Below are 25,951 nucleotides of genomic sequence, written 5' to 3' on the forward strand. Positions count from 1 at the left end.
ATCGACCGGACCACCTACAAAGCCACCATCAACATCAACATGCTCACGAGCACCCCTTGACGCCTCCAGCCCCGCCCTAACTGAACGGCGTTGGGTCTAGAGCGGCAGACCGTGCTCGGCCGGCCTGGACTTGGCGATCTTCTTGGTCTCCCGGCGCTCGGGCAGGGGAACGTCCTGGGCCGGCCGCCTTCGTACCCCGGGTCGCGGGAGTCGGAGCCGTCGGCATTGAAGTCGCGGATCACCTCCCGGGCCCGGTCCGCGCCGGAGAACGTCACCTCGGTGATCTCCGCCACGGGCAGGCTCTGCGCGGACAGCAGCACCATCTGCGCCCGCCGCCAGGTCACCACCGAACCGCTGCCCCGGCGGATGATCCGCGGCCGTACCGGGCGAACGTTGCTTGGTACGGCACTAGGTCGCGCGGATGGGCATGGGCAGTCGGGGCCTTCAGCTGCGTGGCTCTTCGGGGAGGAACGTCACCTGCGGGGCGCCCGTGCGCGGATGGGTGGAGACTTCCGCCGCCACTCCGTAGACCTCGGCCAGAAGCCGCGGGGTGAGGACCTCGGCGGGCGGTCCGGAGGCGGTGACCTCACCGTCGTTGAGGACGTAGAGGCGGTCGCAGTAGTAGGCGGCCAGGTTGAGGTCGTGCAGGGCGAGCAGCACGGTGGCGGGCAGGCGGTGCAAGGCGCCGAGCACGGACAGCTGGTGGCGGATGTCGAGGTGGTTGGTGGGTTCGTCGAGGACGAGGAGGGTGGGCTGCTGGGCGAGGGCGCGCGCGATGAGGACGCGCTGACGCTCGCCGCCGGAGAGCCGGTCGAAAGAGCGGCCGGCCAGGTGGACGGCGTCGACCGCCAGGAGTGCGGAGTCGATGATCTCGGCGTCCTGGGGAGTGTCACCGGCGAGGAGCCGTTTGTGCGGGGTGCGGCCCATGGCGACGACCTCGCGCACGGCGAGATCGAAGTCGGCTGCCGAGTCCTGGACCACCGCCGCCACGGTACGGGCCAGTTGCCGCACCGGCAGCGACCAGGCGTCGCCGCCGTCGACGCGGACCTGACCGGTGTCGGGGCGCAGGACCCGGTAGACGGTGCGCAGGAGGCTGGACTTCCCGCTGCCGTTGGGGCCCACGAGCCCGATGGTCTCGCCCGGGCGGGCGGTCAGGGAGACGTCGCGCACCAGGTGGCGGGCCCCGGCGGTGAGCGTGACGCCGTCGACGTCCAGTGCGGTCGCAGTCATGCCACTCCTCGGTCGGTGCCGCGCCGGGCATCGCGGCGCATCAGCCACAGGAAGAACGGCCCGCCGCACAGCGCCGTGAGGACACCGACGGGTATCTCCATCGGTGCGGCGATCGTCCGTGCGGCGATGTCGGCCCAGACGAGGAAGACCGCTCCGCCGAGTGCCGCCGTCGGCAGGACCCGGCGGTGGTCGCCGCCGACGAACAGGCGCACGATGTGGGGCATCATCAGGCCGACGAAGCCGATCGGTCCGGCCGCCGCGACCAGCACTCCAGTGACGAGGGAGAGCACGACGAACAGCCGGGCGCGGAAGCGGGCCACGTCCAGCCCCATGGTGGTCGCCGCTTCCTCGCCTGCCAGCAGCAGGTTCAGGTTGCGGGCCTGCGCCATGAGGACGCCGACACCGAGCAGCAGGGCCGTGCTCGGCAGCCACAGCGTGCCCCAGTTGACCCCGCCCAGGCCGCCGAGGGTCCAGGCGAGGACCGCGCGGGCCTCGTTGCCCCGGTCGGTGGTGAGCAGCAGCAGATCGAGGACCGCCGTGAGCACCGCCGCGATCGCCACCCCGGACAGCACCAGCCGCGACGAGGTGATGCGCCCGCCGGTGCGGGCGGTGGCGTACACGAGCAGGAGCGCGCACAGGGCGCCCACGAAGGCCGCCACCGACAGGGAGAGAGGCCCGAAGACGGTGACGCCGAACACGATCACCGAGACGGCGCCGAGCGACGCCCCGGAGGAGACGCCGAGCAGGTAAGGCTCCGCGAGAGGGTTCCGCACCAGGGCCTGCAGCGCGGTGCCGATCACCGCCAGGCCGGCGCCGGTGACCACACCGAGCAGCACCCGCGGCGCCCGCACGTCCACCACGATGGTTTCCCGGGCCCTTGACCAGTCCGGATCCTGCCAGCCGGCGCCCAGCGCGTGCGTCACGATGCCCCACACCTGACCCGGCGGCACATGCACGGAGCCGATCGCGAGGCCCGCCGTGGCGGAGACGACGAGCAACCCGGTGAGCACCAGCAGCGTGACGGCCAGCCGCGTACGGCCCGTTCCCGAGCCGGTGGCCTTCGGCCGTCGCACCGTCTGTTCGGCGGGCCCGCCGGTGGTGGCCTGGGTCACCGGAAGCTCTCCGGGTGCAGCCCGCGGGCCAGGTCCTCGACCGCGTAGGCCGAGCGGATGCCGACCAGGGTGGCGGTCAGCGGCAGGACGACGAAACGCTTGTTCCTGACGGCGGGTACGTCGGAGAGCGCGGGCTGGGAGAGCAGGAACTCCTTCTTCTCCTCGACGCTTCCGGCACCGGCGTAGTCGTAGATGGCGATGACTTCCGGCTTGCGGTCGACGACCTGCTCCCAGGAGACGTCACCGAAGACGTCGTCGAGGTCGGTGAAGACGTTGTCGCCGCCGGCCAGCCGGAGCAGTTCGGTGCCCAGGCTCTTGCCGCCCGCGGTGAAGGCGCTCTTGTCGCCGCTGTCGTAGACGAAGACTGGCACCTCGGGCTCGCCCTCGACCTTGCCGGCGGCCTTGCCGGCGCGGCCTTCGAGGTCGGCGACCAGTTCGTCGGCCCGGTCCGGGACACCGAAGAGCGTGCCGATGGTGCGGATCTCGTCGTAGGTGTCCTTCATCGTCACCCGCTTCTCGCCGCAGTACTCGCGGTTGAGGTGGGTGTCGATGCCGGCGTCGGCGAACGCCTTGCGGGAGCGGCCCTCCTTCTCGTCGAAGGCGCTGCCGTAGCCGCCGTAGACGAGGTCGGGTTCGGCGTCCAGGACGGTCTCGAAGGACGGCTCTCTTTCCGCCAGTTCGGGGACGGACTCGTAGTCCTTCTTCAGCTCGGGCAGGACGGCGGAGTCGGGGAAGGCCGTTCCGACCAGGCGGTCCTTCAGGCCGAGGGCGAGCATGAGCTCGGCCGGGTGCTGGTGGATGGTGACCACCCGTGACGGCGGCCTGTCGTACGTCGTCCGCACACCGCAGTTGTCGATGGTGACCGGGAAGCCCGCGGGCACGGACGCGCCGGTCTTCGCGTCCCCACCGCTCTCGTCGGACGAACCGCAGCCGGCGGTCAGCAGTACTGATGTGAGAGACACGGCAGCGGCCGTGGCACGAAGGAACCCGCGCGTGCGGGCAGGGGTGAACAGCTGGGACACGTGAAGCCTCCTGGAGTCCGCGCTCCTTGGGACGGGCCCGCGACGGACCAGTGTCCTGACTCCCGGATCGACGTTCCCTCCGCCTTCCCGCGCCGTGCGCAGTGGCATGTCGGAGGGGTGCTCCCCGGTCACAGTGGCGGGACCGTGCCGGATTCGCACCGGCTTCCTGTCTCCCGTCGCGGCGATGACCAGGTGATCCTACGTTCCTCCGAACCGGCGGCGAAAGGGCGTGCGGACCCGGCCGCACGCCCGCGTCTTCGTCACGCTTCGCGGACCGCTCGCAGCACGAGCCGCTCGGCGTTCTCGTCGTAGGGGCGTCCGTCGAACCCGCCGAAGACCTCCACGCGGGCGAAGCCCGCCTCCTCGGCCATCCGCCGCAGCTCCACCGCGCTGTAGACGAACCACGTCAAGGTGGCACGCGTCACCCGATCACCCCGGACCAGTACCCACTCGCTGCGCAGCCGCGCCCACTCGTCCAGCACGGAGTCGGTCTGCACCATCAGGTCGCCGCCCCGCCGCACCACTTTTGGCGGGGTGACCCTGCGGGCCAGAAGCTCCTTTCCGGCGAGGTCCAGGACGAGCGTGCCGCCGGGGGCCAGGCAGGTGTGCATGGTGCGCAGTACGCGCGCGTTGTCGGCGGGGTCCTCGAAGTACCCGAAGGAGGTGAACATGTTGAGGACGACGTCGAAGCCGCCCGGTGCCTCGTACTCGCGTGCGTCGGCCCGGACGTACGTCACGTCGGCACCGGCGTCGGCCGTCCGCTTGCGTGCCCGGTCCAGCATGGCCGGGCTCAGGTCGACTCCGGTCACACGGTGCCCGCGGCGGGCGAGGGGCACGGTGAAGACGCCCGGCCCGCAGCACAGGTCCAGCACGCGTGATCCGTCGGGGAGGGCGAGCAGGGGAGAGGTGCCGAGCAGCTCCTCGGCCTGCTCGTAGCGCTGCTCGGAGAAGAGGAAGTCGTGGAACTCGGTCCAGAAGTCATCGTCCTGGAATCCGCCCGTCCGTGTCATCGCGCGTCAGTGCTCCTTCATGGTCGCCGTCGGGGAGAGGGCGCCGCGCCGTGCGGCGGCGCAGCGTGAGCAGCAGCGGAGGAAGCAGCAGACACTGGGCGGCTGCCAGCAGCCAGAACCAGCCGGTGTGTCCGGCCCGTTCGCCGAGGCCGTACACCTGTCCGCCCAGCACGCCGCTCGCGCAGGCGCCCAGGCCCGCGGCGAGCCGCTGCTGGCCGAAGACCACGGCGTCGGAGCGGGGGCTGCGGCGCAGTGCCTCCAGGTCGTTCTTGAGGAACAGCACGATGTCGCCGAGGGTGATCAGCGCGCCGCCCGCCAGCAGTGCCGTCCGGGTGCCGGCCGCCAGCACGGCCAGTCCCGCCGCCAGGCCCGTGAACCCGACCGTGAGGGCGAGGGCGTACGGCATGCGCCGGATCAGGCCGGACGCGAGCGGCTGTACGACGATGACCAGCGTGAAGCAGAGCAGCAGCACCACGCTGTAGAACGCGCTGGAGGCGCGCTCGACGGCGTACACCGCCAGGAAGTGCTGGAAGTGGAAGTAGAGGTAGAAGGCCAGCGCGTTGGCGGCGAACGGCAGGAGTGCGACGCCGGCGAGAAGACCCGTGCGGGCCGTTTCCTCCGATGTGGTGGGGTGCGTCCGGTCGGTTCCGGGCAGCCGTGCATGTCCCGCTGTGACCGCGAGGAACAGCGCCGTGACGGCCGCGAACAGCCAGCCGGGCGAGGACAGGACGAACGGTCCGGCGATGAGCGGGCCGACCGCCATCCCGGCGTTGAGTGCCGCGTTGCCCGCCGACAGGAACGCCGGACGGCGCTCGTCGTCGACGTCGTGCACGAGGTACGCCTTGTTGGCGGGCAGGTAGAGCGCGGCACCGCAGCACGTCAGGACCAGCGCCCAGACCGCGAGGGGCGGCCAGCGCAGGGCCAGCAGGAGGCCGGCGAAACCGGCGGTGCGTACGACGAGCGCCCACAGCATCGTGCGGCGCAGCCCGATCCGGTCCGCGAGGGCACCGCCGACGATGCCGCCGGAGAACTGCACGAGCGATGCCACCGCCAGGACGACGCCGACCGTGCCGAGCCCCATCCCGAGCCGTTCGTGGAGGAACACCGACATGAACGGCAGCACCATGAAGCTGCCGAGCGGGATGAGGAACGAGGTGAGCAGGAGGAACCGCAGCGGGCCGGTGAGCGGGAACAGTGAGGACCGCGGGCCCGGTCCCCGAGTGGTGCGCTCACCCACCGGGCGCCTCCCGGCCGGTCGGCTCGGGGAACGGACCAGTCAGTACACGCAGGGCGCCTGCTGCGGCCACCGCGCGGTGGGTGGCGAGTTCGGCGGTCTCGGCCTCGGCGTACACGATGCCCGCGTAGCCACGGCTGTCACCCAGGTGCTCGATGGGCTCGCCGACCCGCTTGACCGGGTACCAGGCGGGTGTTCCCGGCATGTCGGTGAGCCGGTCGAGCCCCTTGACGCCGGTGAACACCCCGGGGGCGGCAGGGTAGCCGAGAACGAAGGCGACGGCCGGACCGCCGGGACAGTCCGCGTCCATGAGACCGGGGCGGCGACCGAGCGCGGCCTCGATCATCGCCTCGTACACGTTGACGCCGAGGGCCCGGCACAACCCCTCCCCGACCAGCGCGCCCCCGATGCGCGGATTGACCTCCACCACTTCCGGACCGTCGGCGGTCAGTACGAACTCCACGTGAGCGAACCGGTCGGTGTAGCCGATGGCGGCGAGCACCCGGTCGAGCCACGACTCGAGTGATGTCCGCTCCTGGCTCGGGAACGCCACGGGAAAGGCGGTGATCTCCTCCCGGAAGTGCGGCTCCGGTGACATGAGCCGGCTGGAGACGCCCAGCAGTGTTGTGCGACCGTCCCAGGTGAGCGTCTCAGCGCTGTACACCGGGCCGCTGAAATAGGGCTCGGCGAACAACCGCCCCTTCAGGTCCCGGCCGGACGACTCCGCCAGCGCCGCGTCGAGTTCGCCCTCGTCCCGGACCAGCCACACGTTCTGGCTCCCGGTGCCCGCCGTGTCCTTGAGCACGAGCGGCAGCCCCGCCTCCTTCAGCAGCAGCCCGCGCGCCTCGCGGTCCGGGTCGGCGCCTTCTACGGCCCGTGCGCGAGTGAGACCCGCGGCGTGCAGCCTGTTGCGTACCGCGGCCTTGTCCCGGGTCAGCCGCAGGGCGGCTGGATCGAGCCCCGGCAGGCCGAGGCGTTCGGCGAGGGCGGCGCCGGTCAGAGTCCAGGTGTCGGTGGAACTGATCAGACCGCGCAGCCCCGGGGTGCGTCGGAGCAGAGCGGCGACCCGCTCCACGTCGAAGGTGTCGGTCACGACGACGTCGAGGGCGTCGCTGGGCAGCAGGTCCAGTTCGTAGGCGTAGTAGGCGGGGTCCCGGGTGAGGAGCAGCAGGCGCTCGCCGAGCCGGTCGGCGGCGCGGACCAAGTGGCCGAGGCCGAAGGTCAGTGACTCCAGGCAGGCCACGGTCATGCGGCACTCTCCTTCCGGGCTTCCGGGAGGGGAGTGCGCTGCCACTTCATCCTCGACCAGGGCATGGTCATCTCCTCCGGACTGCGGGCCTCGTGGGGCTTGAGCGCGGCCGGATCCAGGGCCTCGGCGTGCCGGGCGAACACGCGCTCCACGTAGCGGTGTCCGGTGTCGGCCCCTATCACCAGGTGCAGTCGGTCGGGGTGGCGGCGGGCCTCGTACGTCGCCGTCAGGTAGCCGGCACCGGTGGACAGTCCGGCGAAGACCGCGTGCTCGCGCAGCAGGGCGACGGCGCCGGACATGGCGTGGGTGAAGTCCAGCCAGTGCACGGTGTCGTAGAGATGGTGGCGGACGTTGTCGAAGACGATCGAGGAGCCGATGCCGGCGATGATCGCTTCGGGATCGTGATGGTCCTGGCTGCCGAAGGTGACGCTGCCGAAGGGCTGGACGCCGGCCAGACGCACCGAGGGGTCCGTCCTGCGCAGGCGTTCCACGATGCCGCCGGTCGAGGCTCCGGAACCCACGCCGCCGACGACGGTCAGCGGTGCGGCCGGAAACTCCGCCGCGATCCGGTCGGCGACCTCTTGGTAGCCGAGGTAGTGGACGTCGTCGTGGTACTGGCGCATCCAGTGGTGGCCGGGGCGCTCGGCGAGGATCTCGCGCACCCGCCGCACCCGGAGTTCCTGGTCGAGTTTGAGGTTCCGCGACGGTCTGACCTGTTCCACGGTGGCGCCGAGGATCTCCAGTTGGGCGAGGGTGGTGGCGTCGACGGTGGTGGACGCGACGATGTGGCACCGCATGCCGTACCGGTGGCAGGCCAGTGCGAGGGCGTAGGCGTAGATGCCGCTGGAGCTGTCGATCAGGGTCTGCCCCGGACGGACGGTGCCCCGCTCCAGCAGATGGCGGACCGCGGCCAGGGCCGAGTAGATCTTCATCGACTCGAACCTCAGCAGGACCAGCCCGTCGGTGAGCCGGACGAGGTCCGGGACTTTCAGGGCGTCGGCGATGTGGGGGTGGATCACCCGTAGCCTCCTTGGGCGAAGGTGCACTGGTGGCCGATCGAGTGGAAGAACGCGGAGAGTTCGGACTTGACCCCGGCCTGTGGGCGCGAGGCGAAGAGATAGCCGGCCAGGCAGCCGGTGTGCGCGACGAAGACGCCGTCGGCCCCGAACCGCTCACGATGGGCCTGCAGACTGCCGAAGGTCGCCTTGGGCAAAACCTCCTGGGACAGGGCGGCACTGACCGTCGCGGCACGGGCGACGGCGGCCGGGTCACCCGAGTCGAAACCCTTCACCAGATCGGTCAGGCACCGCTGGTACTCGTCGCCGCGCCGCCGGTAGTGGTCCAGGAGCAGGGGAGTGACGGCGGCGGTGTCCACCGTGCCGGGTTCGATGACGAAGGCGGTGTGGAAGCCGATATCCGGGCCCAGCGGTCGCACCACCCGGTGCCGCCCGCTGAGGTACAGGGCGAACTCGTCGAGGAAGACACTGTCGGCGCGCTCGATGTCCGCCAGGACACCGAGGACCACGTCCACGTCGTACGGCAGGGAGAAAACGCGGAACAGACAGCGCAGCGTCGCCACGATGTCCGCCGTCGAACTGGCCATCCCCACGCCCACCGGCAGTTCGGAGTGGGTGCGCCACTCGCCCGGGGGCATGACGAGGCCGTAATGGTCCAGGAAGAGCCGGGCCGCTTCCCGTGATTTCTCCCCGAGCGGTGGCGTATGCGGTGGAGGACCGGCCGCTGTCCTCGGAGTGAAGTACACCCAGGAGTGACGGTCCACGGGAAAGGACACCACCGCGATCTCAGGCTCGGTGCCCGCCCGCAACGGGCCCTGGTACAGCTCGCCCAGAGTGCCGTGGCAGACACCGGACACGGTGCTGCGGGGCACGTCCCTCTCGTGCAGGACGCCCGTGACGGGTCCGAGGATCGTCTCTCGCGGCCCGTCGGACGACACGTCGACGACCCGGGGCCGGAAGGGCAGATCCGTAGCGGCTGGGTCCCGCACAACATCCTCCTTCGTACCGGGTCTTGAACACCGACAGGGAAGGAGGCGCGGCCACACGCACGACGTACGACCGCCCATACCGCCGACCCAGTCCACGAGGTCACGTGCACAGCCCGCGCGGGACGCGGGCGCAGTGGCAGGTCTTCGGACTCGCGGGCACGTCCGCCGAAAAGGGCGGACACCTACCGGCCGTCTCTTCCCCGGCCCTGACGCGGGCCCAGTGACATCGACGGCTTCCGTTCCCACTCACCGCTGCGGGACAGCCCCGGATTCGCACCGGGTTCCCTCTTGCGTCGCGCCACCAGGCGTCCGGGCGGACCGGAGGCACGAACCGACTGCGTGCCTCAGCGTAGGGGGGCTGGTACTCCTGCGACAGTGGGCCTTCGGCGGTTGTCTTGAATGTGAAGGGGAGGAAGAACCAGGTGTGCCCTCTGTGCAGTTGTCGTGACGGCTCTGGCTGAATATCACCTCTGAGGATCGCTGCCCCCTCAGCCAGACTTGTTGCCTCACGACACATGCGCACCGTTGCCGCGGTGCCCCGTGCCCGGGAGGCCCCTGATGACGTCAGAAGCGAGGCCGGACGAAGACGGGGCAGAAGCGCCGCCCGGGCGGATGCGGCCCCCCGGGGACCGCGTCGCTCTCCGCGGCGACCTGCGGTCCGCTCTGCCCGACGCCTCTGCGGCGGTGGTGGTCACGGCGCTCGTGTTCGCGTTCTTGTGGGCGCGCATGGAGTCGGGTTCTTCGGACACCGTCGCGGTCATGCCGTTCATGGACGATGCCGGCACCTACTGGATGTACCTGCTGAGTCAGGCGTTCGGGTGGTCGGGGCTGCTGTGGGCCTGGGGCACGGTCATGCTCGGGCTGCTGCTGTCGGGACCCCGGCCCGCCCGGCTGCCGGTCTCCCGGCAGGTACTGGAGCGCTGGCACCGCACCACGAGTCTGACGACGATGGCCCTGATGTTCGCGCACGCGCTGATGTTCGCGGCGGAACTCGTGCGATACGAGACGAAGGTGGACTGGGCCGAGCGGCTGTGGGTGGGCTTCGCCGACAGCTTCGTGCCCGGCTGGTACGACTCCGGTACCGGCCGGATCGCCATCCCGCTCGGTCAGGGTGCGCTGTACCTGGCGATCCCGCTGGGGCTGCTGTTCTACGTCCGGCACCGCATCGGAGCGAACACCTGGCGGCGGCTGCACCGTTTCGTGATCGTCGTCTACGTGCTGAGCGTGTGGCACACACTGCTGTACGGCACCAACGTCTGGTACGGGGAGTGGCCCCGCACCACACTGTGGCTGCTGCAAATGCCCGTCGCCGCACTGCTGTTGGCGCGCCTGCTGAGGCCGGCCCGGCGGGCTGAACGGCTGGGCCCGCCGAAGGGAGGCGTGGGCGCGGCCCGTCCGGCCTGGTGGGGGCGTGCGGTCGGACGCGTCGTCGCCGGAGCCGTCGTCGTGGGGCTGGTGATCGTGGTGGTGTCCGGACGTGACGGTGGGCGGGACCGTCCGTCCCATCCGCCCGCGACGGCCCCCCACTCACAAGAGACGGACTGACGGCCGGCACCGGACGGTCGGCACGGCGTCCGGGGTGGGACGATGGCCGGTGACAAGGCGACGGCGGACGAGGAAGCCGGTGTGAATCCGGCGCGGTCCCGGGACTGCAGCGGGCCGAAGACGGACCGGCCCTCCGGGTGCCCCGCCCGGGCAGTCTGGTACGCCGACCGGCTCGATGGCGGCCCTGTCCGCGTCCCGTACGAGCAGGTGACGGATCATCTGTCGGCACTGGCCGACGGACTGCGCGTCAAAGTCGCCCCGAGTCCGCTGGACGGCCATGCGGCGTCGGCGCTCGCCGGGGCGGCCCACGCCCTGCACGTCCGTCCCGCCGAACGCGTACCGCTCGCCGACCTCACCACCGCGCCGCTGAGCACCGGACGCCTGGCGGGCACCGGTGTACTCACCCGCTCCGACCCCGCGTTCCGCCGTCGGAGCTGCTGCCTCTACTATCGTCCGCCGACCGGCTCGAAGTGCGGTGACTGCGGGCTGGCCGGAGGTGTGCCGCGCCGAGGCCCGCGGTGAGGTACCCGCTGCCTGCGCCCGGCCGACGGGAGGCTGGGGCACAGGCCACACCTTGGGCAGGTCTTCGGACTCGCGAGCACGCCCTCCTTGCCGGAGGACACCTACTGGCCGTCGCTTCCCAGACCCGTACGTCGGACCCAGTGCGTATGACGGCGGTCGTTCCCGCTCACCGCTGCGGGGCGGTCCCGGATTCCCACCGGGTTCCCTCTTACGACGCATCCCGCCTGGCGGACGGGGCGAACCAGCTGCACGGGCCACCCTACCGGCCGGATCTCCGGTGTCGGCCTTGGGGCCGCCGTCAGTTCGCGGCCACCGTGCCCAGGAAGCGGATGTGGGGCCGGTCGCCGGGACCGGAGCGGGTGACCTCGGCGCGCACGCCGTACACGTCGGCCATCAGGGACTCGGTGAGCGTGTCGCCCGGGAGGCCGGCGGCGACCACCCGGCCGTCCCGCAGGACGACGACCTGGTCGCAGTACATGGCCGCCAGGTTCAGGTCGTGCAGGGCGACGATGCTGGTGACGGGGAGTTCGGCGATCAGGTTCAGCAGGTCGAGCTGATGCTGGATGTCGAGGTGGTTGGTGGGTTCGTCCAGGAGCAGCTCGCGGGGTTCCTGGGCCAGGGCGCGGGCGATCTGCACGCGCTGGCGCTCGCCGCCGGAGAGCGTGTGCCACGGCTGGTCCACGCGGTCGGTGAGGCCGGTGCGCTCCAGTGCCGTGCGTACGGCTTCCTCGTCCGCCTCGGTGGCGGGGGTCCAGGCGCGTCGGTGCGGGATGCGGCCGAGGCGTACGACGTCGAGAACGGTCAGCTCGACGAGGGTGTCGGCGTGCTGCTCGACGACGGCGACGCGGGCGGCCACGGCGCGGCGGCCCCAGTGACCGAGTGGACGCCCGTCGAGGGTGACGACGCCGGAGGCCGGCGAGAGGACGCCGGACAGCAGCCGCAGCAGTGTCGACTTCCCCGAGCCGTTGGGGCCCAGCAGGCCGGTCACGGAGCCGGGCCGGGGGGTGAGGCTGACGCCGTCGAGGATCAGCCGCCCGTCGAGGGTGCGGCTCACGCGGTCGGCGACGAGGGTGGGCGGGCCGGCGGGCGACTTCACGGCGGGACCTGGTACGGCGGGCCGCCGGGCATCTTGGTCCCGCCGCTGCGCGCGGGCCGTCATCGCATCCTCCTCGTGCGGTAGAGGACCAGGACGAACGCCGGGACACCTACGAGTGAGGTCACCACGCCCACCGGCACCTCCTGAGGATCGAGGACGGTACGGGCCAGCGTGTCGGCCCACACCAGGAACACCGCCCCGGCTAGCGCGGTGACCGGCAGCAGCCGCGCGTGCCCCGGGCCGACCAGGGCGCGGGCGGCGTGCGGCAGGACCAGGCCGACGAAGCCGATGGCACCGGCCGAGCTGACCAGTGCGGCGGTCAGCAGCGCGGTGACGCACAGCAGCACCAGCCGGGTCCGGGCGACCGAGACCCCGAGCGAGGCCGCGGCGTCCTGACCGAAGGCGAAGGCGTCCAGGGTGCGCGCGTAGCCCAGGCACAGCACGAGGGCGAGCGCCAGGACAGCCGCGCAGAGCCCCACCTCGGTCCAGTCCGCCCCGCTGAGCGACCCGAGCAGCCAGAACAGCACGCTCCGGGTGGTCTCCGCGTCGGACGCCGTCGTCACCACGAACGAGGTCAGGGCGGAGAACAACTGCATCGCGGCCACTCCGGACAGGACCACCCGGTCCGTCGTCCCGCCAAGTGTGTGGCTGAGCAGCAGCACCAGCGCGAACGAGCCGACCGCGCCCACGAACGCGCCACCGGAGACGGACAGGACACCGCCCCCGGCGCCGAGCACGATCACGGCGACGGCGCCGGTCGACGCCCCGGAGGAGACGCCCAGGACGAAGGGGTCGGCGAGGGGGTTGCGCAGCAGGGACTGCATCACCGCGCCGCACACCGCCAGGCCGGCCCCGCACACCGCGGCGAGCAGGGTGCGCGGCAGCCGCAGGTTCCAGACGATGCCCTCGCGGATCGCAGTGAGATCCGAAGTGCCCCAGCCCAGACGGGAGGCGACCACCGACCAGACGTCACCCACCCCGATGTCCGCGGGACCGATGGTGATGGCCACAGCGACGGACGCGGCGAGCACCGCCAGCCCTCCGCCCAGGCCGGCCACGACGCGCAGCATCCGGACGGCGCCCCGCGCCGGGCGGACGCCGGAGGCCCGCAGGATCGTGGTCATCCGCTGAGCCCGTACGCGCGCAGTGCCGAGGCCACCTTCTCCACGCCCTCGACGGTACGGATCGTCGGGTTCATGGCCTGCCCGCTGAGCAGCACGTATCGCTTCTCCTTCACCGCCTTCATGTTCTTCGTCGCCGGATTCGACTCCAGGAACGCGATCTTCTTCACGGCCGACTCGGCGGTCTGTGACTTGCGGGTGAGATCGCCGATGACGAGCACGTCTGGGTCGCGGTCGGCGACGGTCTCCCAGTTGATCTGAGGCCATTCCTGCGTGCTGTCGTCGAAGACGTTCTTCGCGCCGAGCGCGTCGGTGACGATGCCGGGCGCGCCGCAGCAGCCCGCCATGTAAGGAGATTCCTGGTTCGCGAACCAGTACAGAACAGTGGTGTTCTCGGCGCGGATCCCGGATGCGGCCTTCGTTACCCGGCTCTTCAGCCGGTCGACCAGTTGCTCGCCACGCTCCTCCACGCCGAAGACCCGGGCCAGCTCCCGTACTTCGCGGTAGACCGTCTCCATGGCCAGAGGCTTCGTCCGTGAGCCGTCGCCGTCCCCGTTATTGTCCTTGCCCTCGCAGTCTGCGGGCGACAGATACGTGGGTACGCCGAGCTCCTCGAACTTCTCGCGGGGAGCCACACCGCCCTTGCTCAGGGTGGATGCGAAGGACGACGCCACGAAGTCCGGTTCGGCGTCCAGGACCCGCTCGAACGACGGCTGGTTGTCGGCGAGCCGGGGCACCTTGGCGTTGGCCTTCTCCAGTCCCTTCATGACGGGGTCGGTCCAGGTGGCGGTTCCCGCCATTCGGTCGGCGAGGCCGAGGGAGAGCAGGATCTCGGTGGTGCCCTGGTTCAGGGACACGGCCCGCTTCGGCGGAGCCTCGACCGTCACCTTCTGCCCGCAGTTGTCGAACGTGGCGACTCCGGCATCGGAGTCGCCGGACTTCGCGGACGGACCGGGGCCGGAACCGCAGGCGGTGAGCAGCAGGGAGCCGGTCAGGAGGAGGACGGAACAACGGGCGGGACGTGACAGGTGCACGGGTGCGGCTTCCTAGGCGTCAGGACCCATACGCGGGGTCCGTGCGGACGATCGGTTGCCAGCAGGTCTTCGGACTCGGGATCATCCCGGCGGAACGCCTTCCCGGACCCGGCCGTGACCGTCGTCCAGTGGCTTGCTGCCCCGCCCGTCACCCTCACCGCTGCGCGTCAGTTCCGGCATCTCACCGGATTCCCTGACTCGTGCACGCGTACAGACACGCTCACGAGTTCGACTGGCGTCCGGAAGCTACCACAGCCTTACGCACGCGGCCCGACATGCCCGTCGGCGAACCGCTCCGGGTCTGACGGAGGCTCTGCTGTGCCCTGACTGACCTCGGCCTCCTCGTACGGACGCGATCCAACGGCGACACACGCGGGTCTACATCAGTGGCGTCGGCCGCCCGGGTGATCAACGCTGCCCCGGCGTAGTGGACGATCACCAGGCCCAAGTCTCCCGATGCGAAAGCTCTGCGGCCGGTCGGTGCGCGTCTGCGCCCGCACAGTCGGAGCCGGTGCATGCAAGCGACCGGGCGCGGTTCAGCGGGTCCGGTAGCGCGTGTACATCAGTCCGCTGTCGAAGGCACGTTCCTCGACCAGCTCGAGTCCGAGGCGCACGCCGTCGGGAAAGAACCGCTTGCCGCCGCCGACCACGCTCGTGGTGATGAACAGGTGGTACTCGTCCACCAGGCCGGCCGCGATCGCCTGGGCCGCGAGGTTCGGGCCGTCCACGGTCAGGTCGTGATCGGCCTCGGCCTTGAGCTTGCGCACCGCGTCCGGGTCGAAGGTTCGCTCGATCCTGGTCTTCGCGCTGGACACCGACTTCAACGTCGTGGAGTACACGACCTTTTCCGCGGCCTGCCAGTCGCGGGCGCACTGCAGGATGTGCGGCGGCAGGTCGGCCTCGGTGTGCGCGGTCTCCCAGAAGACCATCGTCTCGTACATCCGCCGGCCGTAGAGGTACGTGCCGACGGGGCGGAAGAGGTCGTTGATGAAGGTGTGCACCTCCGGATCCTCCGCCCCAGCGCCCAGGTTTCCGTCCGCCGCCTCGGCGCAGCCGTCGAGCGAGGTGACCATCGAGTAGGTGAGCTTTGCCATGGGTCTCCTTCAGGTGGTGTGGGTGGTGTGCTCGGGGTCGGGTGGAAACACCTCGAGCCGGGCATCGGTGGCGTTGTCGAAACGGGCGTCCCCTCCACGGACGAGCACGAAATGCCTGGAGACCGCGGCCTGACAGACCAGCAACGGCCCAGTCGGTCCGAGGTCCTCCGGCACTAGCTGGTGACCCGTCGGCAGACGGGTGTTGAGCGAGGCGAGGTCAGCCGCGCGGGCGTCGTCGGCAGCCGGCCCCGCAGCTGCCTCCAGGTAGATCGCTTCCGCCCCGCCGACAGGCGCGGCCGTGTCGAAGACGGTGATCGCCACCTCCGGACGTGCTGCGATGTTCCGTGAATGCCGGCTGGCCGGCGAGGACACCCACAGAACCCGGTGTTGCCCGTCGGCGGCGAAGAACACCGGGCTGGCCCATGGCCGACCCTCGCCGTCCGCGGTGCCGAGGACGAGGTAGCGATGCTGAGCCAGCAGCCGCGGTACCGTTTTCCACATCGTCAGTCCTCCGGTTCGTTGTGACATCAGGGCAATCCTGGAGCGACGGCGATCTCGCCACCAACGGCGGTTTTGCCAACAGCCGTTCAGCCAGGGTGAACAATGGGGGGATGGAACGGCGGGACATCGAGGTGTTCCTGGCTTTGGCTCAGGAACGAGCAATTGTCAAGACCTGTGGATGACTGCTCACTGGGTCTAGTGATCAAAAATTGTGTCGCCTGTGGGTGGTGAGTGACCGTAGCGTCCACCTATGGATTGGAGCACCTGGCATGACCAGTACGACGCGGCCGACTCGTGGATGGCACGGCGACTGCGGACAGTTCAGGCGCAGGCCCACGCTGCCTTGTCTGATGCCCCGGCTGGTGGGTTGAAGGTAATCAGCCTTTGTGCTGGGGAAGGCCGCGATCTTCTGGACGTTCTGGCCGAACATCCCCGCCGCGACGATGCGCGGGCGAGGCTTGTCGAGCTGGACCCGCGCAACACGGCGGTCGCTCTGGAAAGGGCTGGCCGGGCAGACCTGAACCAGGTTGAGGTCGTGACCGGCGACGCCTCCCTCATTGACCATTACGAGGACATGACTCCTGCAGATCTTGTCCTGATCTGTGGCGTTTTCGGCAACATTACCGACGCCGATATCCAGCACACCATCGCGGCCTGCAACCAGCTGTGCAAGACCGGCGGCACCGTCATCTGGACCCGACATCGCGCCGCGCCTGACCGGGTACCGCTGATCTGCGAATGGTTCGAAGCGCAACGCTTCGAACTGCGGTGGCTGTCAGCACCGGACGCAGGCTTCGGGGTCGGTGTGCACCGGTTCGTCGGCATACCTCAACCCCTACGCCGCAGCACTCGCCTGTTCGAATTCGTGGGCTACGACGTGCTCCGTCAGGCCGTGGCAGCGGAATCCCTCGGCCGTAACGACCCCACGCCGGACGACCAACGCGGGTTGTAATCGGATGAGGGATGCTCAGGCCGCGTCGGCCTCGGGCCGTTCGCCCAGAACGCCGTTCTCGAACCTCGCGTCGGCGCGGAGCAGGGGCGCCAGGTGGGCTCCGGTGATCGCCCGCCAGCGGGTCTGGGCGGACTCGACGAGCTTGAACACCATCGCGAGCGCGGCGGCGGGGCTGCCGGCGCCGCGGGTGACCCGGGTCCGGAGCTTGACCGTGGAGAACGTCGACTCGATCGGATTCGTGGTCCGCAGGTGGACCAAGTGCTCGGCCGGAAAGTCGTAGAAGGCCAGCAACTCCTCGCGATCGTCGATGATCTTCGCGACGGCCTTCGGCCACTTGGTGCCGTACGTCTTCGAGAATGCCTCGATCGCCTTCTCGGCGTGGGCGCGGTCCTCGGCGTTGTAGATTTCCTGCATCGCCTTCGTGGCGCCCGGCTGCGCGGACTTCGGAAGTGCGTTTGTCACATTTCTGGCCTGGTGAACCCAGCAGCGCTGATGGCGGGCGGCGGGGAACACCTCGGCCAGGGCCTTCCACAGCCCCATCGCGCCGTCTCCGACGACCAGTTCGGGGTCGCGCATACCGCGGCGGCGGCAGTCGCGCAGCAGGTCGGCCCACGATTCGGTGGACTCGCGCAGCACCTCGTCCAGCGCGATGAGCTCCTTGGTGCCGTCCAGGCGGACGCCGAGCAGGACCAGCACGCACGAGTGCGCCTGGCCGAGCCGGACCTTGGGGTACACGCCGTCGGCCCACACGTAGACGAAGTCGCGGTCGGACAGGTCCCGCTTACAGAAGGCGGCGGGTCGTCGTGCCACTGCTTCGTCATTCGGGTCACGGTCGCCGGCGACAGCCCGGCCGTCGAGCCGAGGAACTGCTCCAGGGCGGGCACGAAGTCCCCGGACGACAGGCCGTGCAGGTAGAGCAAGGGCAGTACCTCGGAGATCTTCGGCGACTTGCGGCACCATGGCGGCAGGATCTTCGAGGAGAACCGCTTGCGCTCGCCTGTGGCCTCGTCGACCCGTCGGTCGTTTACCCGCGGGGGCCTTCACCTCGACCGGACCGGCTGCGGTGACCACGGTGCGGGGCCGGTGGTAGCCGTTGCGGACCACCAGGCGACGCCCCTGCTCGTCGGCCGCGGCCGCCAAGTCGGCTATGTACTGGTTGACTTCGGCCTCCAGCGCGGCGGCTGGCATCCGCCGGGCGCCGTCGCGCACGAGATCTCGTCGATCAGGGAGGGGGACTCGGCGGAACCGTCGGCGTTCATTACGCTGAGCACGGGCGTGCCTTCCCGACCCGCGCTGCGAACGCGGGCCTACTCGGTGACCATCACAGGATCATTCGGGAAGGTACGCCTTCCGCGCCGAGCCCGACGCCGATCCACAAGTCCGGAGCATTGCTCCGTCAGCATGCGGCGGAGACACTGTCCACTCGCAGAGCGGTGCCGGTGCGGTCGGTGATGTCCTCGACGGTGACGCCGGGGGCGGTTTCGACCAGGGCGAGGCCGTCGGGGGTGACGTCGAGGACGCCGAGGTCGGTGATGATCCGGTGGACGCACTGCTCGCCGGTGAGGGGGAGCGCGCACTCGTCGACGATCTTGGGGGTGCCGTCCTTGGCGGTGTGTTCCGTGAGGACGATGACGCGGCGGGCACCGTGGACGAGGTCCATGGCACCGCCCATGCCCTTGACCATCTTGCCGGGGATCATCCAGTTGGCGAGGTCGCCGCGGGCGGATACCTGCATGGCGCCGAGGACAGCGGTGTCGATGTGGCCGCCTCGGATCATGCCGAAGGAGAGCGCGGAGTCGAAGAAGGAGGCGCCGGGCAGGACGGTGACCGTTTCCTTGCCGGCGTTGATCAGGTCGGGGTCGACTTCGTCCTCGGTGGGGTAGGGGCCGGTGCCGAGGATGCCGTTCTCGGAGTGCAGGACGACGTGGACGCCGGGCGGGAGGTGTCCGGGGATCAGGGTGGGCAGTCCGATGCCCAGATTGACGTAGGAGCCGTCGGTGAGTTCGGCGGCGGCGCGGGCGGCCATCTGGTCGCGGGTCCAGCTCATGGGCGTACGGTCCTCTTCTCCACGGGCTTGTCGGCGGCCTGTTCGGCGGTGAGCGCCACGATCCGCTGGACGTAGATGCCGGGCAGGTGGATCTCGTCGGGGTGGAGTTCGCCCGGTTCGACGAGTTCCTCGACCTCGGCGACGGTGACGCGGCCGGCCATGGCGGCCAGGGGGTTGAAGTTGGCGGCGGCCCGGCGGAAGACGAGGTTGCCGTGGTGGTCGCCGCGCCAGGCCCGTACGAGGGCGAAGTCGGTGGTGATGCCGTGCTCCAAAACGTACGGGCGGCCGGCGAAGCCGCGCGTCTCCCTGGGCGGGGAGGCGACGGCCACGGTGCCGTCGGGCGCGTACCGCCACGGCAGCCCGCCGTTCGCGACCTGAGTGCCGACGCCCGCCGGGGTGTAGAAGGCGGGGATGCCGGCGCCGCCCGCGCGCAGCCGTTCGGCGAGCGTCCCCTGCGGGGTCAGCTCGACCCCCAGTTCCCCGCTGAGGTACTGGCGGGCGAACTCCTTGTTCTCGCCGACGTAGGAGCCGGTGACGCGGGCGATGCGGCCGGCGGAGAGCAGGACGCCGAGACCCCGTCCGTCCACGCCGCAGTTGTTCGAGACGACCTCCAGGCCGGTCGTGCCCCGCTCGTACAGGGCGCGGATCAGGACTTCGGGTACGCCGCTGAGGCCGAAGCCGCCGACGGCGAGCGAGGCGCCGTCGGGGATGTCGGCGACTGCCTCGGCGGCGCCGGCGCGGACCTTGTTCACGTGCGGATTGCCTTTCGGTTCGAGGCGCCGGGCGGGACGGTGGACCAGCCGCCGTCCACGACGAGGTTGGCGCCGGTGATGTAGGCGGCCTCGTCGGAGGCCAGGAAGACGGCCGCGTTGACGACGTCGTCGCAATGGCCCAGCCGCCCGCGCGGGATGTGACCGGAGATGTCGTTCATCGGGTGGTCGTCGGCGAGCAGGTTGTCGCGCGAGCCCTCGGTGTCGATCATCCCGTGGCTCACGCAGTTCACGCGGACGCCGTGCGGTGCGCCCTCGGCGGCGAACCGCAGCGCGGCGGCCCGGCCCTGGCCGCGCGCGGTCCCCGAGATCAGCGCCACCTTGCCTTCCAGCCGCTTCACGGCGCCCCCTCCCGCAGGGCGTCGGAGACGGACTTGACGCCGCCGTGCGCGGTCATGCCGCCGTCCACCGGGATCTCCGCGCCACTGATGAACGACGCGTCGTCGGACAGCAGGAACACGACCAGCGGCGCCACCTCGCCGACGGTGCCGGTGCGGCCGAGCGGTGTCTCGCGGAGGTTGGCCTCGCGGAAGGCGGGCGCGGCGGAGGCGGTCATCTCCGTCTCGATGTGGCCGGGGTGGATCGTGTTGACGCGGATGCCACGCGGGCCCAGTTCCAGGGCGGCGGTCTTCGACAGGCCGCGCAGTGCCCACTTGCTGGTCGTGTAGGCGACCGGGTAGTGCGCGGTGAGGGCCGCCGAGGAGCCGACGTTGACGACGGAAGAGCCGGGCGGCATGAGCGGGGCAAGGTGCTGGATGCCGAGGAGCGGGCCGGTGACGTTGACCGCGTGGACGCGGGCCATGTCCTCGGGGCGTACGTCGCCGAGGCGGGCCCGCCAGGTGATGCCGGCGTTGTTGACCAGACCGTGCACCTGCCCGTACGACTCCCGCAGCTCGGCGGCGAGTTCCGCCCAGTCCTGCTCGTCGGTGACGTCGAGCCGCCGGCAGCCGGGTGCCTCGGTCACGTCGGTGGCGATGACGCGGGCGCCCTCGCGGGTGAGGGCCTCGGCCTCGGCGGCGCCCTGTCCGCGTGCGGCGCCGGTGACGACGACGACCTTGCCGAGCAGCCTCTTGGGGTGCAGGTCGCTCACGGCCGCTCCCGGGAGCGGCGCCGGCCTGTGGGGAGGGGGACGGGCTCGACGCCGGGGACGACGGTGTTGGTGAGGGTGCCGAGGCCCTCGACGGTGAGGGTGACGGTGTCGCCGGGCTTCAGGGGCGGCGGGGTCCGCTCACCGCGCCGGCCCCAGAGTTCGGCGAGGCAGCCGCCGTTGCCGCAGGTGCCCGAGCCGAGGACGTCACCCGGTACGACGCGGGTGCCGCGGGAGGCGTAGGCGGTCATCTCCTCGAAGGTCCAGCTCATGTTGGACAGCAGGTCCTCGCCGACCTTCTCGCCGTTGACCTCGGCGGTCAGGGCCAGGCGCAGGAAGCCTTCGGCGTCCCGGTACGGCTCCAGCTCGTCCGCGGTGACCAGGTACGGGCCGAGGCTGGTGGCGGTGTCCTTGCCCTTGCACGGACCGAGGCCCACCTTCATCTCCGCGCCCTGGAGGTCCCGCGCGGACCAGTCGTTGAAGACGGTGTAGCCGACGATGTGGTCGCGGGCCTGTCCGGCGGTGAGGTCGCGGCCCTCCCGGCCGACCACGGCGCCCACTTCGAGTTCGAAGTCGAGCACGGCCGAACCGGGGGGTACGGGGACGCCGTCCCCGGGGCCGTAGAGCGCGTGCGGATTGGTGAAGTAGAAGGTCGGGGCCGCGTACCACTGCTCGGGGACGCCACCGGTGCCCTCCACGGACCGGCGCACCCCTTCCACGTGCTCCTCGAAGGTCACGAAGTCCCGCACGGACGCGGGCTGCAGCGGAGGCAGCAACCGGACCTGGGAGACGTCCGGGCCCGGGGGGACGTCCAGGGCGGCGGCGCCGGCGGCGAGCAACCCGGGGAGCCCGTCGGTCCGCTGGATCAGTGCGGTGAGCGAGGTGACGCCCGGCAGGGGGAAGAGGGTGCCGTCCTCTTCCACGACCGCCACCCGGTGGTGGTGTCGGTGTTCGTATGCGGCGAAACGCATGGTGCGGCTCCAGCGGAGTGTGATCAGGAGAGTGGGATGCGCATGAGGTCGTGGCCCACGCTGACGCGGCCCCGGTAGCCGGCCGCCCGGGCGGAGGCGCGGGCCGCCGCGCCCCACTCGCGGTCGGGGAACTGGGCCGGGTCGGCCGGTGCGAGGTGACTGAGGAGCACCCGGCGCGCCCCCGCGGCGGCGGCGATGGCGCCCACCTCGGCGACGTCGGTGTGCACCTCGCGCATGTGGTCGACGAGGGGAGCGGGCATGCCCTGCCCCTCGAACCACGCGGCGTCGACAGCCTCGTGGACCAGCAGGTCGCAGCCGCGGGCCAGCGCGATCAGGTCGTCACTGCGGCTGGTGTCGCCGGAGAAGACGACGGAACCGTCCGCGGTGTCGAACCGGTAGGCGTACGAGGGGGACATGTTGCCGTGCGGGACCCGGGTCGCCGTCACCTTCACGGTGGCGGTGTCCAGGACGGTCACCACCGTGCCGGGCCGTGCCGACAGCTCGGTCACGTCGAGCATGGACACGGGGTCGATGCCGAAGCCCCCGGCGACGAAGGCGTTGGTGGAGGCGGCGAAGGTGGCGTTCGCACGCCGGGTGGTCTCGACGATGCCCGGCGCGGGCTGCTCGGGGGTGACGGGACCCGAGGTGACCGCGTCGCTCGGTCCAGGACCCCACACCCGCACCGTGCCGCCGAACCCCGGCTGGGGCGGCATGACGCCGGCGCACAGCAGCGGGAAGTCGAAGTAGTCGACGATGTGGTCGGCGTGCAGGTGGGTGAGGAAGATCCCCTTGAGTGACGGCATCGACAGTCCCGCCCGCAGGTACTGGGTCACCGCGCCCCGGCCGCAGTCCACCAGGTAGGTGTCGGTGCCGACGGTCACGGCGGAGGCGATGCCCATGCGCTCGCCGTACGGCGGGGGGCCGCCCGCCGTGCCCAGCAGGTGCACGACCGTGCCCTTTCCCGGCCGGGACTTGTCCCGCGGCTCGGTGCGGGGCGCGGCGGCGGCCTGTGGGGTGACGGCGAGAGCGGTGGCGGCCGCGCCGCCGGCCAGCAGGCCGCGACGGGACAGCGGGGTCGTGCGAGGGGGCATCGGGGCGGTTCCTTCGATCGTCGTTGATGCGGGAGCCGTGGGGGGTGAGGAAGGGGGGCGAGCGGGGCCGGGGACGCGGCGGCGCGAATCAGGGCGTGGACACCGCTGCCGCGTCCCCGGCGTACGGGGAGCGGATCAGACCGGAGGGGCGACGAACACGCCGCGGTCGGGGTCGTTGAAGGACTCCTTGGCGACGAGTTCGTTCATGGGGTTGGCGGTGCCCCACTGGTCGGTGACCTCGGGCTGGGAGAAGTCGTAGACGTGCGGGTGCCAGGTGTCCTCGTCCAGGTTCTCCAGCTCGGTGGTGTACTCGACGGTGTTGCCGTGCGGGTCGAGGAAGTAGGTGAAGGTGTTGTCCCCGGCCATGTGCCGTCCCGGGCCCCACACCTTCTTGAAGCCCGCGCGGATGACGCGCCCGGAGCCGCGCATGTACTCGTCGATGCCGCGCATCTCGAAGGAGACGTGGTGCAGGGCGGTGTGCGGGCCCTGGGCGATGGCCATGGAGTGGTGCCGGCTGCTGATCCGCATGAAGTGCATGACCTCGCCCATGTGCGGCGAGCTGAGCGTGTCGGAGAGGGCGAAGCCGAGGTGGCGCTCGTACCACTCGCGGGTGCGGTTCAGATCGGGGGAGTTGAGGACGACGTGGGAGAGCTTGACCGGGATGGACTCCTTCTCCTCGATCTTGCGGTGCTGCCGGACCTCGACGTCGGCGGAGACCTCGATGGTGCGGCCGTCGACGTCGAAGAAGCGGAAGCCGTAACCGCCGCCGGGGGTGTCGACCTTGCCCGGCCGGGAGATCAGCTGCACGCCGCCCGCGAGCAGTCGCTCGGCGAGGGTGTCGACGTCCGCGGGGGACGCGGCGCCGTAGGAGACGAGGTCGAGGCGCTTCTCGTCGGCCTTGCGGAGCCGGACGACGTACTGCTCGGGGGAGCCCTCGGCGGCCAGGAAGGAGATGCCGGAGTCCTCGGCGACCTTGGTCAGGCCCCAGACGCCGGCGTAGAAGTCGAGCTGCTTGTCGTAGTCGGGCACGGCGAGGTCGACGTGCCGCAGGTGGGTGAGCAGGCGCATGATGATCAGTCCTTCCGGAGGAGGGCGGCGGCGTTGCCGCCCCGGACGGCGTGGAAGTCGGCGTCGGACAGGCGTGCGGCGCGCAGGCCGCCGACCGGGTCCTCGGTGCCCATGTCGAAGGGGAAGTCGGACCCGAGGAGCACCCGGTCCGCCCCGGCGGCCCGGACCAACTCCCGTAGTACGTGGGGGTCGTGGACGAGGGAGTCGAAGTACAGCCGCTTGAGGTAACTGCTGGGCGGGTGCGCGCAGCCGGCGCCCGCGTCGGAGCGGGCGGACCAGGCGTGGTCGGAGCGGCCGATGTGGGTGGGCAGGTAACCGCCGCCGTGCGCGGCGATCAGTCTCAGCCCCGGGTGGCGGTCGAGCACCCCCGAGAAGATCAGGTGGGACAGCGCGACGGCGTTCTCGGTGGGCTGGCCGACCGTGTTGGACAGGTACCACCGGTCCAGCCGCTCGTCCAGGGTGCAGCCGAAGGGGTGCAGGAAGACGAGCGCGCCGGTTTCCCCGGCCCGGCTCCAGAAGGGCTCGTAGGCAGGGTCGGACAGCTCCCGGCCGGGGGCGTGACTGGAGATCTCCACCCCGGCCAGGCCCTGTTCCAGGGCCTGGTCCAGGGCCCGGACCGCCTGCTCCGGGTGCTGGAGCGGGGCCAGGCCGAGTCCGCGCAGTCGCTCGGGGGCGGCCGAACAGTGCGCGGCCGTGGCCTCGTTGGCGAGCCGGTACAGCTTCTCGGCCGTGTCCTCGTCCGCCCAGTAGTGGTAATGCGAGGGCGAGGGGCTGACCAGCTGCACGTCGACGCCCTGGGCGTCCATCGCGGCCAGGCGCACGGCGGGGTCGGTCAGCCGCGGGATGCGCTCGCGCACCATGGGACCGCTGACGGCGAGGGCGGCGGGGCCGTTGCGGCGGGCGTCCAGCTCCCTGGCATCGGCGTGGCCGGGCAGACCGGCGACGAGCGCATCGACCTCGGGCAGCAGGACGTGGGCGTGCACGTCCACGGTGGGCGCGTTCACGGCGGTGGCGTTCACGAGAGCCGTGTTTTCGGCGGGCGCGTTCACGGCGTTCACGGCAGCTCCCTGAGCATGGCCATGGTGCCGGCCATCAGGCCGGGCACGTCGGCGTCGCGCACTCCGTCGAGCTGCCACTGCCCGATCTGGACGGACGCCTCCACGACCGGACGGACGCGGGCGATCCGCCGCTCGTAGTACGCCTGGAACAGGACGTCGTCCCACTCGTCGGTCCCGGTCAGCATCTGCGCGAGCACCCAGGCGTCCTCGAGGGACAGGGCGGCGCCCTGCGCCAGGGTCGGCGGGCAGCAGTGCGCGGCGTCGCCGACCAGCACCACCCGGCCGCGGTGCCAGGAGACCTCGACCAGCATCCGGTCGAACCAGGTGTAGTTGACCTTCGCCGGGTCGGTGATGTGCTCGGTGATCTCCGGCCAGTGGCCGCCGTAGGCGGAGGCCAGGCGACGCATCTCGTCGGCGTACGACTCCGGCGGGATCGACGCGCGGTCGCGGTTGGCCTCGACGACGTACGCGTACAGGGTGGTCTCGCTGGTGGGGCAGTAGCCGGCGATGTAGGCGGGGCCGCCGTAGGCGAGGTCGGTGCGGGTCACGCCGGCCGGGCGGGGGGCGGCGACGCGCCAGATGGCCATGCCGGTGGGTTCGGGCTTCGCCGTGATGCCGATCGCGGCGCGGGTGGTGGAGCCGAGGCCGTCGGCGGCGACCACGAGATCGTACCGGTGCTCGGAGCCGTCGCTGAAGCGCACGGAGACACCGTCCGCGCCCTGGTCCAGGATCTCGGCGGTGGTGCCGAGACGGACGGTGGCGCCGCCGGCGCGCACGGCGTCGATGAGGATCTGCTGGAGCCGGGGGCGCTGCATGCCGACGGTGGCGGGCAGGTCGTTACCGCCGGTGCGCAGGTCGTCCTGGGCGTGCAGGACGGTGCCGTCGGGAGCGGTGATGCCGACGGAGCCGAAGCCGAAGCCGGATGCCTCCACCTGCTCCCAGACACCGAGTTCGCGCAGGACGCGCAGGGCGTTGCCCTGGAGGGTGATGCCGGAGCCGGCGGTGGCGTTCCAGTCGTCCTTGGCCTCGACCAGGTCCACGGTGAGGCCGGCGCGGCGCAGCAGGATCGTCACGGCGTTGCCGGCCGCACCTCCACCGATCACCAGGACCGTACGGGCTGTGCTCATGGGGA

The 25,951-nt window shown here is 71.1% G+C and carries 25 protein-coding genes, 2 pseudogenes and 4 riboswitches; of the genes and pseudogenes, 3 read left to right on the forward strand and 24 right to left on the reverse strand.

Annotation, left to right across the window (positions count from 1 at the left end; all coding sequences use genetic code 11):
* Positions 1–102: 102 nt before the first annotated feature.
* The 9 genes and pseudogenes from ACIQ1J_RS32515 to ACIQ1J_RS32555 all read right to left on the reverse strand — a co-directional run.
* Positions 103–323 (reverse strand): annotated as a pseudogene (locus ACIQ1J_RS32515) (hypothetical protein); the annotation flags it as partial.
* 121 nt (positions 324–444) lie between these two features.
* The gene (locus tag ACIQ1J_RS32520; RefSeq protein ID WP_403562534.1) at positions 445–1,230 is read right to left on the reverse strand and encodes an ABC transporter ATP-binding protein; all 786 of its coding nucleotides are present in this window, start codon (positions 1,228–1,230) and stop codon (positions 445–447) included.
* A complete protein-coding gene (locus ACIQ1J_RS32525) occupies positions 1,227–2,342 on the reverse strand; it encodes a FecCD family ABC transporter permease (RefSeq protein WP_403562536.1) in 1,116 nt (371 codons plus the stop codon). The genes ACIQ1J_RS32520 and ACIQ1J_RS32525 overlap by 4 nt, the downstream gene beginning before the upstream one ends.
* Positions 2,339–3,364 (reverse strand): ABC transporter substrate-binding protein, encoded by a 1,026-nt coding sequence (locus tag ACIQ1J_RS32530; protein WP_403562538.1) that lies wholly within the window; start codon positions 3,362–3,364, stop codon positions 2,339–2,341. Before ACIQ1J_RS32530 ends, ACIQ1J_RS32525 begins: the two co-directional genes overlap by 4 nt.
* Positions 3,365–3,412: 48 nt before the next feature.
* Positions 3,413–3,534: riboswitch (cobalamin riboswitch) on the reverse strand.
* A gap of 90 nt (positions 3,535–3,624) precedes the next feature.
* Positions 3,625–4,374, reverse strand: a complete 750-nt coding sequence (locus ACIQ1J_RS32535) for a class I SAM-dependent methyltransferase (protein WP_403562540.1) — start codon at positions 4,372–4,374, stop codon at positions 3,625–3,627.
* Positions 4,343–5,611, reverse strand: a complete 1,269-nt coding sequence (locus ACIQ1J_RS32540) for an MDR family MFS transporter (RefSeq protein ID WP_403562542.1) — start codon at positions 5,609–5,611, stop codon at positions 4,343–4,345. Before ACIQ1J_RS32540 ends, ACIQ1J_RS32535 begins: the two co-directional genes overlap by 32 nt.
* On the reverse strand, positions 5,604–6,857 hold the full coding sequence (locus tag ACIQ1J_RS32545) for an ATP-grasp domain-containing protein (RefSeq protein ID WP_403562544.1): 1,254 nt from the start codon (positions 6,855–6,857) through the stop codon (positions 5,604–5,606). The genes ACIQ1J_RS32540 and ACIQ1J_RS32545 overlap by 8 nt, the downstream gene beginning before the upstream one ends.
* Positions 6,854–7,876 carry a cysteine synthase family protein gene (locus ACIQ1J_RS32550; protein ID WP_403562546.1) on the reverse strand — a complete coding sequence of 341 codons (1,023 nt, stop codon included), beginning with the start codon at positions 7,874–7,876 and terminating at the stop codon, positions 6,854–6,856. Before ACIQ1J_RS32550 ends, ACIQ1J_RS32545 begins: the two co-directional genes overlap by 4 nt.
* On the reverse strand, positions 7,873–8,862 hold the full coding sequence (locus tag ACIQ1J_RS32555; protein ID WP_403562548.1) for a hypothetical protein: 990 nt from the start codon (positions 8,860–8,862) through the stop codon (positions 7,873–7,875). Before ACIQ1J_RS32555 ends, ACIQ1J_RS32550 begins: the two co-directional genes overlap by 4 nt.
* A gap of 134 nt (positions 8,863–8,996) precedes the next feature.
* Positions 8,997–9,166: riboswitch (cobalamin riboswitch) on the reverse strand.
* A 254-nt stretch (positions 9,167–9,420) separates the two neighbouring features.
* Between ACIQ1J_RS32555 and ACIQ1J_RS32560 the strand changes: the two genes are divergently transcribed.
* Together ACIQ1J_RS32560 and ACIQ1J_RS32565 are read left to right on the forward strand one after the other, a co-directional pair.
* A complete protein-coding gene (locus ACIQ1J_RS32560) occupies positions 9,421–10,407 on the forward strand; it encodes a ferric reductase-like transmembrane domain-containing protein (protein ID WP_403562550.1) in 987 nt (328 codons plus the stop codon).
* Between the two features lie 42 nt (positions 10,408–10,449).
* Complete coding sequence (locus ACIQ1J_RS32565) at positions 10,450–10,929, forward strand: (2Fe-2S)-binding protein (protein WP_403562552.1); 480 nt, start codon at positions 10,450–10,452, stop codon at positions 10,927–10,929.
* Positions 10,930–10,987: 58 nt separating this feature from the next.
* Positions 10,988–11,140, reverse strand: a riboswitch (cobalamin riboswitch).
* An 87-nt stretch (positions 11,141–11,227) separates the two neighbouring features.
* Here the strand turns inward: ACIQ1J_RS32565 and ACIQ1J_RS32570 are convergent.
* From ACIQ1J_RS32570 to ACIQ1J_RS32590, 5 genes are all read right to left on the reverse strand, one after another.
* Positions 11,228–12,088, reverse strand: a complete 861-nt coding sequence (locus ACIQ1J_RS32570; RefSeq protein ID WP_403562554.1) for an ABC transporter ATP-binding protein — start codon at positions 12,086–12,088, stop codon at positions 11,228–11,230.
* Positions 12,085–13,095, reverse strand: a complete 1,011-nt coding sequence (locus tag ACIQ1J_RS32575) for a FecCD family ABC transporter permease (protein ID WP_403562682.1) — start codon at positions 13,093–13,095, stop codon at positions 12,085–12,087. The genes ACIQ1J_RS32570 and ACIQ1J_RS32575 overlap by 4 nt, the downstream gene beginning before the upstream one ends.
* Before the next feature lie 50 nt (positions 13,096–13,145).
* A complete protein-coding gene (locus ACIQ1J_RS32580) occupies positions 13,146–14,180 on the reverse strand; it encodes an ABC transporter substrate-binding protein (RefSeq protein WP_403562556.1) in 1,035 nt (344 codons plus the stop codon).
* 42 nt (positions 14,181–14,222) lie between these two features.
* Positions 14,223–14,411, reverse strand: a riboswitch (cobalamin riboswitch).
* Between the two features lie 305 nt (positions 14,412–14,716).
* On the reverse strand, positions 14,717–15,274 hold the full coding sequence (locus ACIQ1J_RS32585; protein WP_403562558.1) for a dihydrofolate reductase family protein: 558 nt from the start codon (positions 15,272–15,274) through the stop codon (positions 14,717–14,719).
* A 9-nt stretch (positions 15,275–15,283) separates the two neighbouring features.
* The gene (locus tag ACIQ1J_RS32590; protein WP_403562560.1) at positions 15,284–15,802 is read right to left on the reverse strand and encodes a pyridoxamine 5'-phosphate oxidase family protein; all 519 of its coding nucleotides are present in this window, start codon (positions 15,800–15,802) and stop codon (positions 15,284–15,286) included.
* A 223-nt stretch (positions 15,803–16,025) separates the two neighbouring features.
* Between ACIQ1J_RS32590 and ACIQ1J_RS32595 the strand changes: the two genes are divergently transcribed.
* A complete protein-coding gene (locus ACIQ1J_RS32595; RefSeq protein WP_403562562.1) occupies positions 16,026–16,727 on the forward strand; it encodes a class I SAM-dependent methyltransferase in 702 nt (233 codons plus the stop codon).
* Between the two features lie 15 nt (positions 16,728–16,742).
* Here ACIQ1J_RS32595 and ACIQ1J_RS32600 read toward each other — a convergent pair.
* The 10 genes and pseudogenes from ACIQ1J_RS32600 to ACIQ1J_RS32645 all read right to left on the reverse strand — a co-directional run bounded on the left by ACIQ1J_RS32600 (position 16,743) and on the right by ACIQ1J_RS32645 (position 25,946).
* Positions 16,743–17,986 (reverse strand): annotated as a pseudogene (locus tag ACIQ1J_RS32600) (IS256 family transposase).
* A gap of 137 nt (positions 17,987–18,123) precedes the next feature.
* Positions 18,124–18,774, reverse strand: a complete 651-nt coding sequence (locus ACIQ1J_RS32605; RefSeq protein WP_403562564.1) for a CoA transferase subunit B — start codon at positions 18,772–18,774, stop codon at positions 18,124–18,126.
* Positions 18,771–19,526 carry a CoA transferase subunit A gene (locus ACIQ1J_RS32610; RefSeq protein WP_403562566.1) on the reverse strand — a complete coding sequence of 252 codons (756 nt, stop codon included), beginning with the start codon at positions 19,524–19,526 and terminating at the stop codon, positions 18,771–18,773. Before ACIQ1J_RS32610 ends, ACIQ1J_RS32605 begins: the two co-directional genes overlap by 4 nt.
* A complete protein-coding gene (locus tag ACIQ1J_RS32615; RefSeq protein WP_403562567.1) occupies positions 19,523–19,885 on the reverse strand; it encodes an SDR family NAD(P)-dependent oxidoreductase in 363 nt (120 codons plus the stop codon). The genes ACIQ1J_RS32610 and ACIQ1J_RS32615 overlap by 4 nt, the downstream gene beginning before the upstream one ends.
* Entirely contained in the window at positions 19,882–20,634 is a 753-nt protein-coding gene (locus ACIQ1J_RS32620) for an SDR family NAD(P)-dependent oxidoreductase (RefSeq protein ID WP_403562569.1), read from the reverse strand. Before ACIQ1J_RS32620 ends, ACIQ1J_RS32615 begins: the two co-directional genes overlap by 4 nt.
* Positions 20,631–21,602: a fumarylacetoacetate hydrolase family protein gene (locus ACIQ1J_RS32625; protein ID WP_403562571.1), complete on the reverse strand. Its 972-nt coding sequence runs from the start codon at positions 21,600–21,602 to the stop codon at positions 20,631–20,633. Before ACIQ1J_RS32625 ends, ACIQ1J_RS32620 begins: the two co-directional genes overlap by 4 nt.
* A gap of 23 nt (positions 21,603–21,625) precedes the next feature.
* Positions 21,626–22,693, reverse strand: a complete 1,068-nt coding sequence (locus tag ACIQ1J_RS32630) for an MBL fold metallo-hydrolase (protein ID WP_403562573.1) — start codon at positions 22,691–22,693, stop codon at positions 21,626–21,628.
* Between the two features lie 135 nt (positions 22,694–22,828).
* Entirely contained in the window at positions 22,829–23,761 is a 933-nt protein-coding gene (locus ACIQ1J_RS32635; protein ID WP_403562575.1) for a VOC family protein, read from the reverse strand.
* Positions 23,762–23,766: 5 nt separating this feature from the next.
* A complete protein-coding gene (locus ACIQ1J_RS32640) occupies positions 23,767–24,765 on the reverse strand; it encodes an amidohydrolase family protein (protein WP_403562684.1) in 999 nt (332 codons plus the stop codon).
* A gap of 50 nt (positions 24,766–24,815) precedes the next feature.
* Positions 24,816–25,946: an FAD-dependent oxidoreductase gene (locus ACIQ1J_RS32645; protein WP_403562577.1), complete on the reverse strand. Its 1,131-nt coding sequence runs from the start codon at positions 25,944–25,946 to the stop codon at positions 24,816–24,818.
* Positions 25,947–25,951: the final 5 nt, after the last annotated feature.

Origin of the sequence: Streptomyces sp. NPDC097107 (genome assembly GCF_044762405.1) — a bacterium.
Taxonomy (GTDB): Bacteria; Actinomycetota; Actinomycetes; order Streptomycetales; family Streptomycetaceae; genus Streptomyces; species Streptomyces thinghirensis.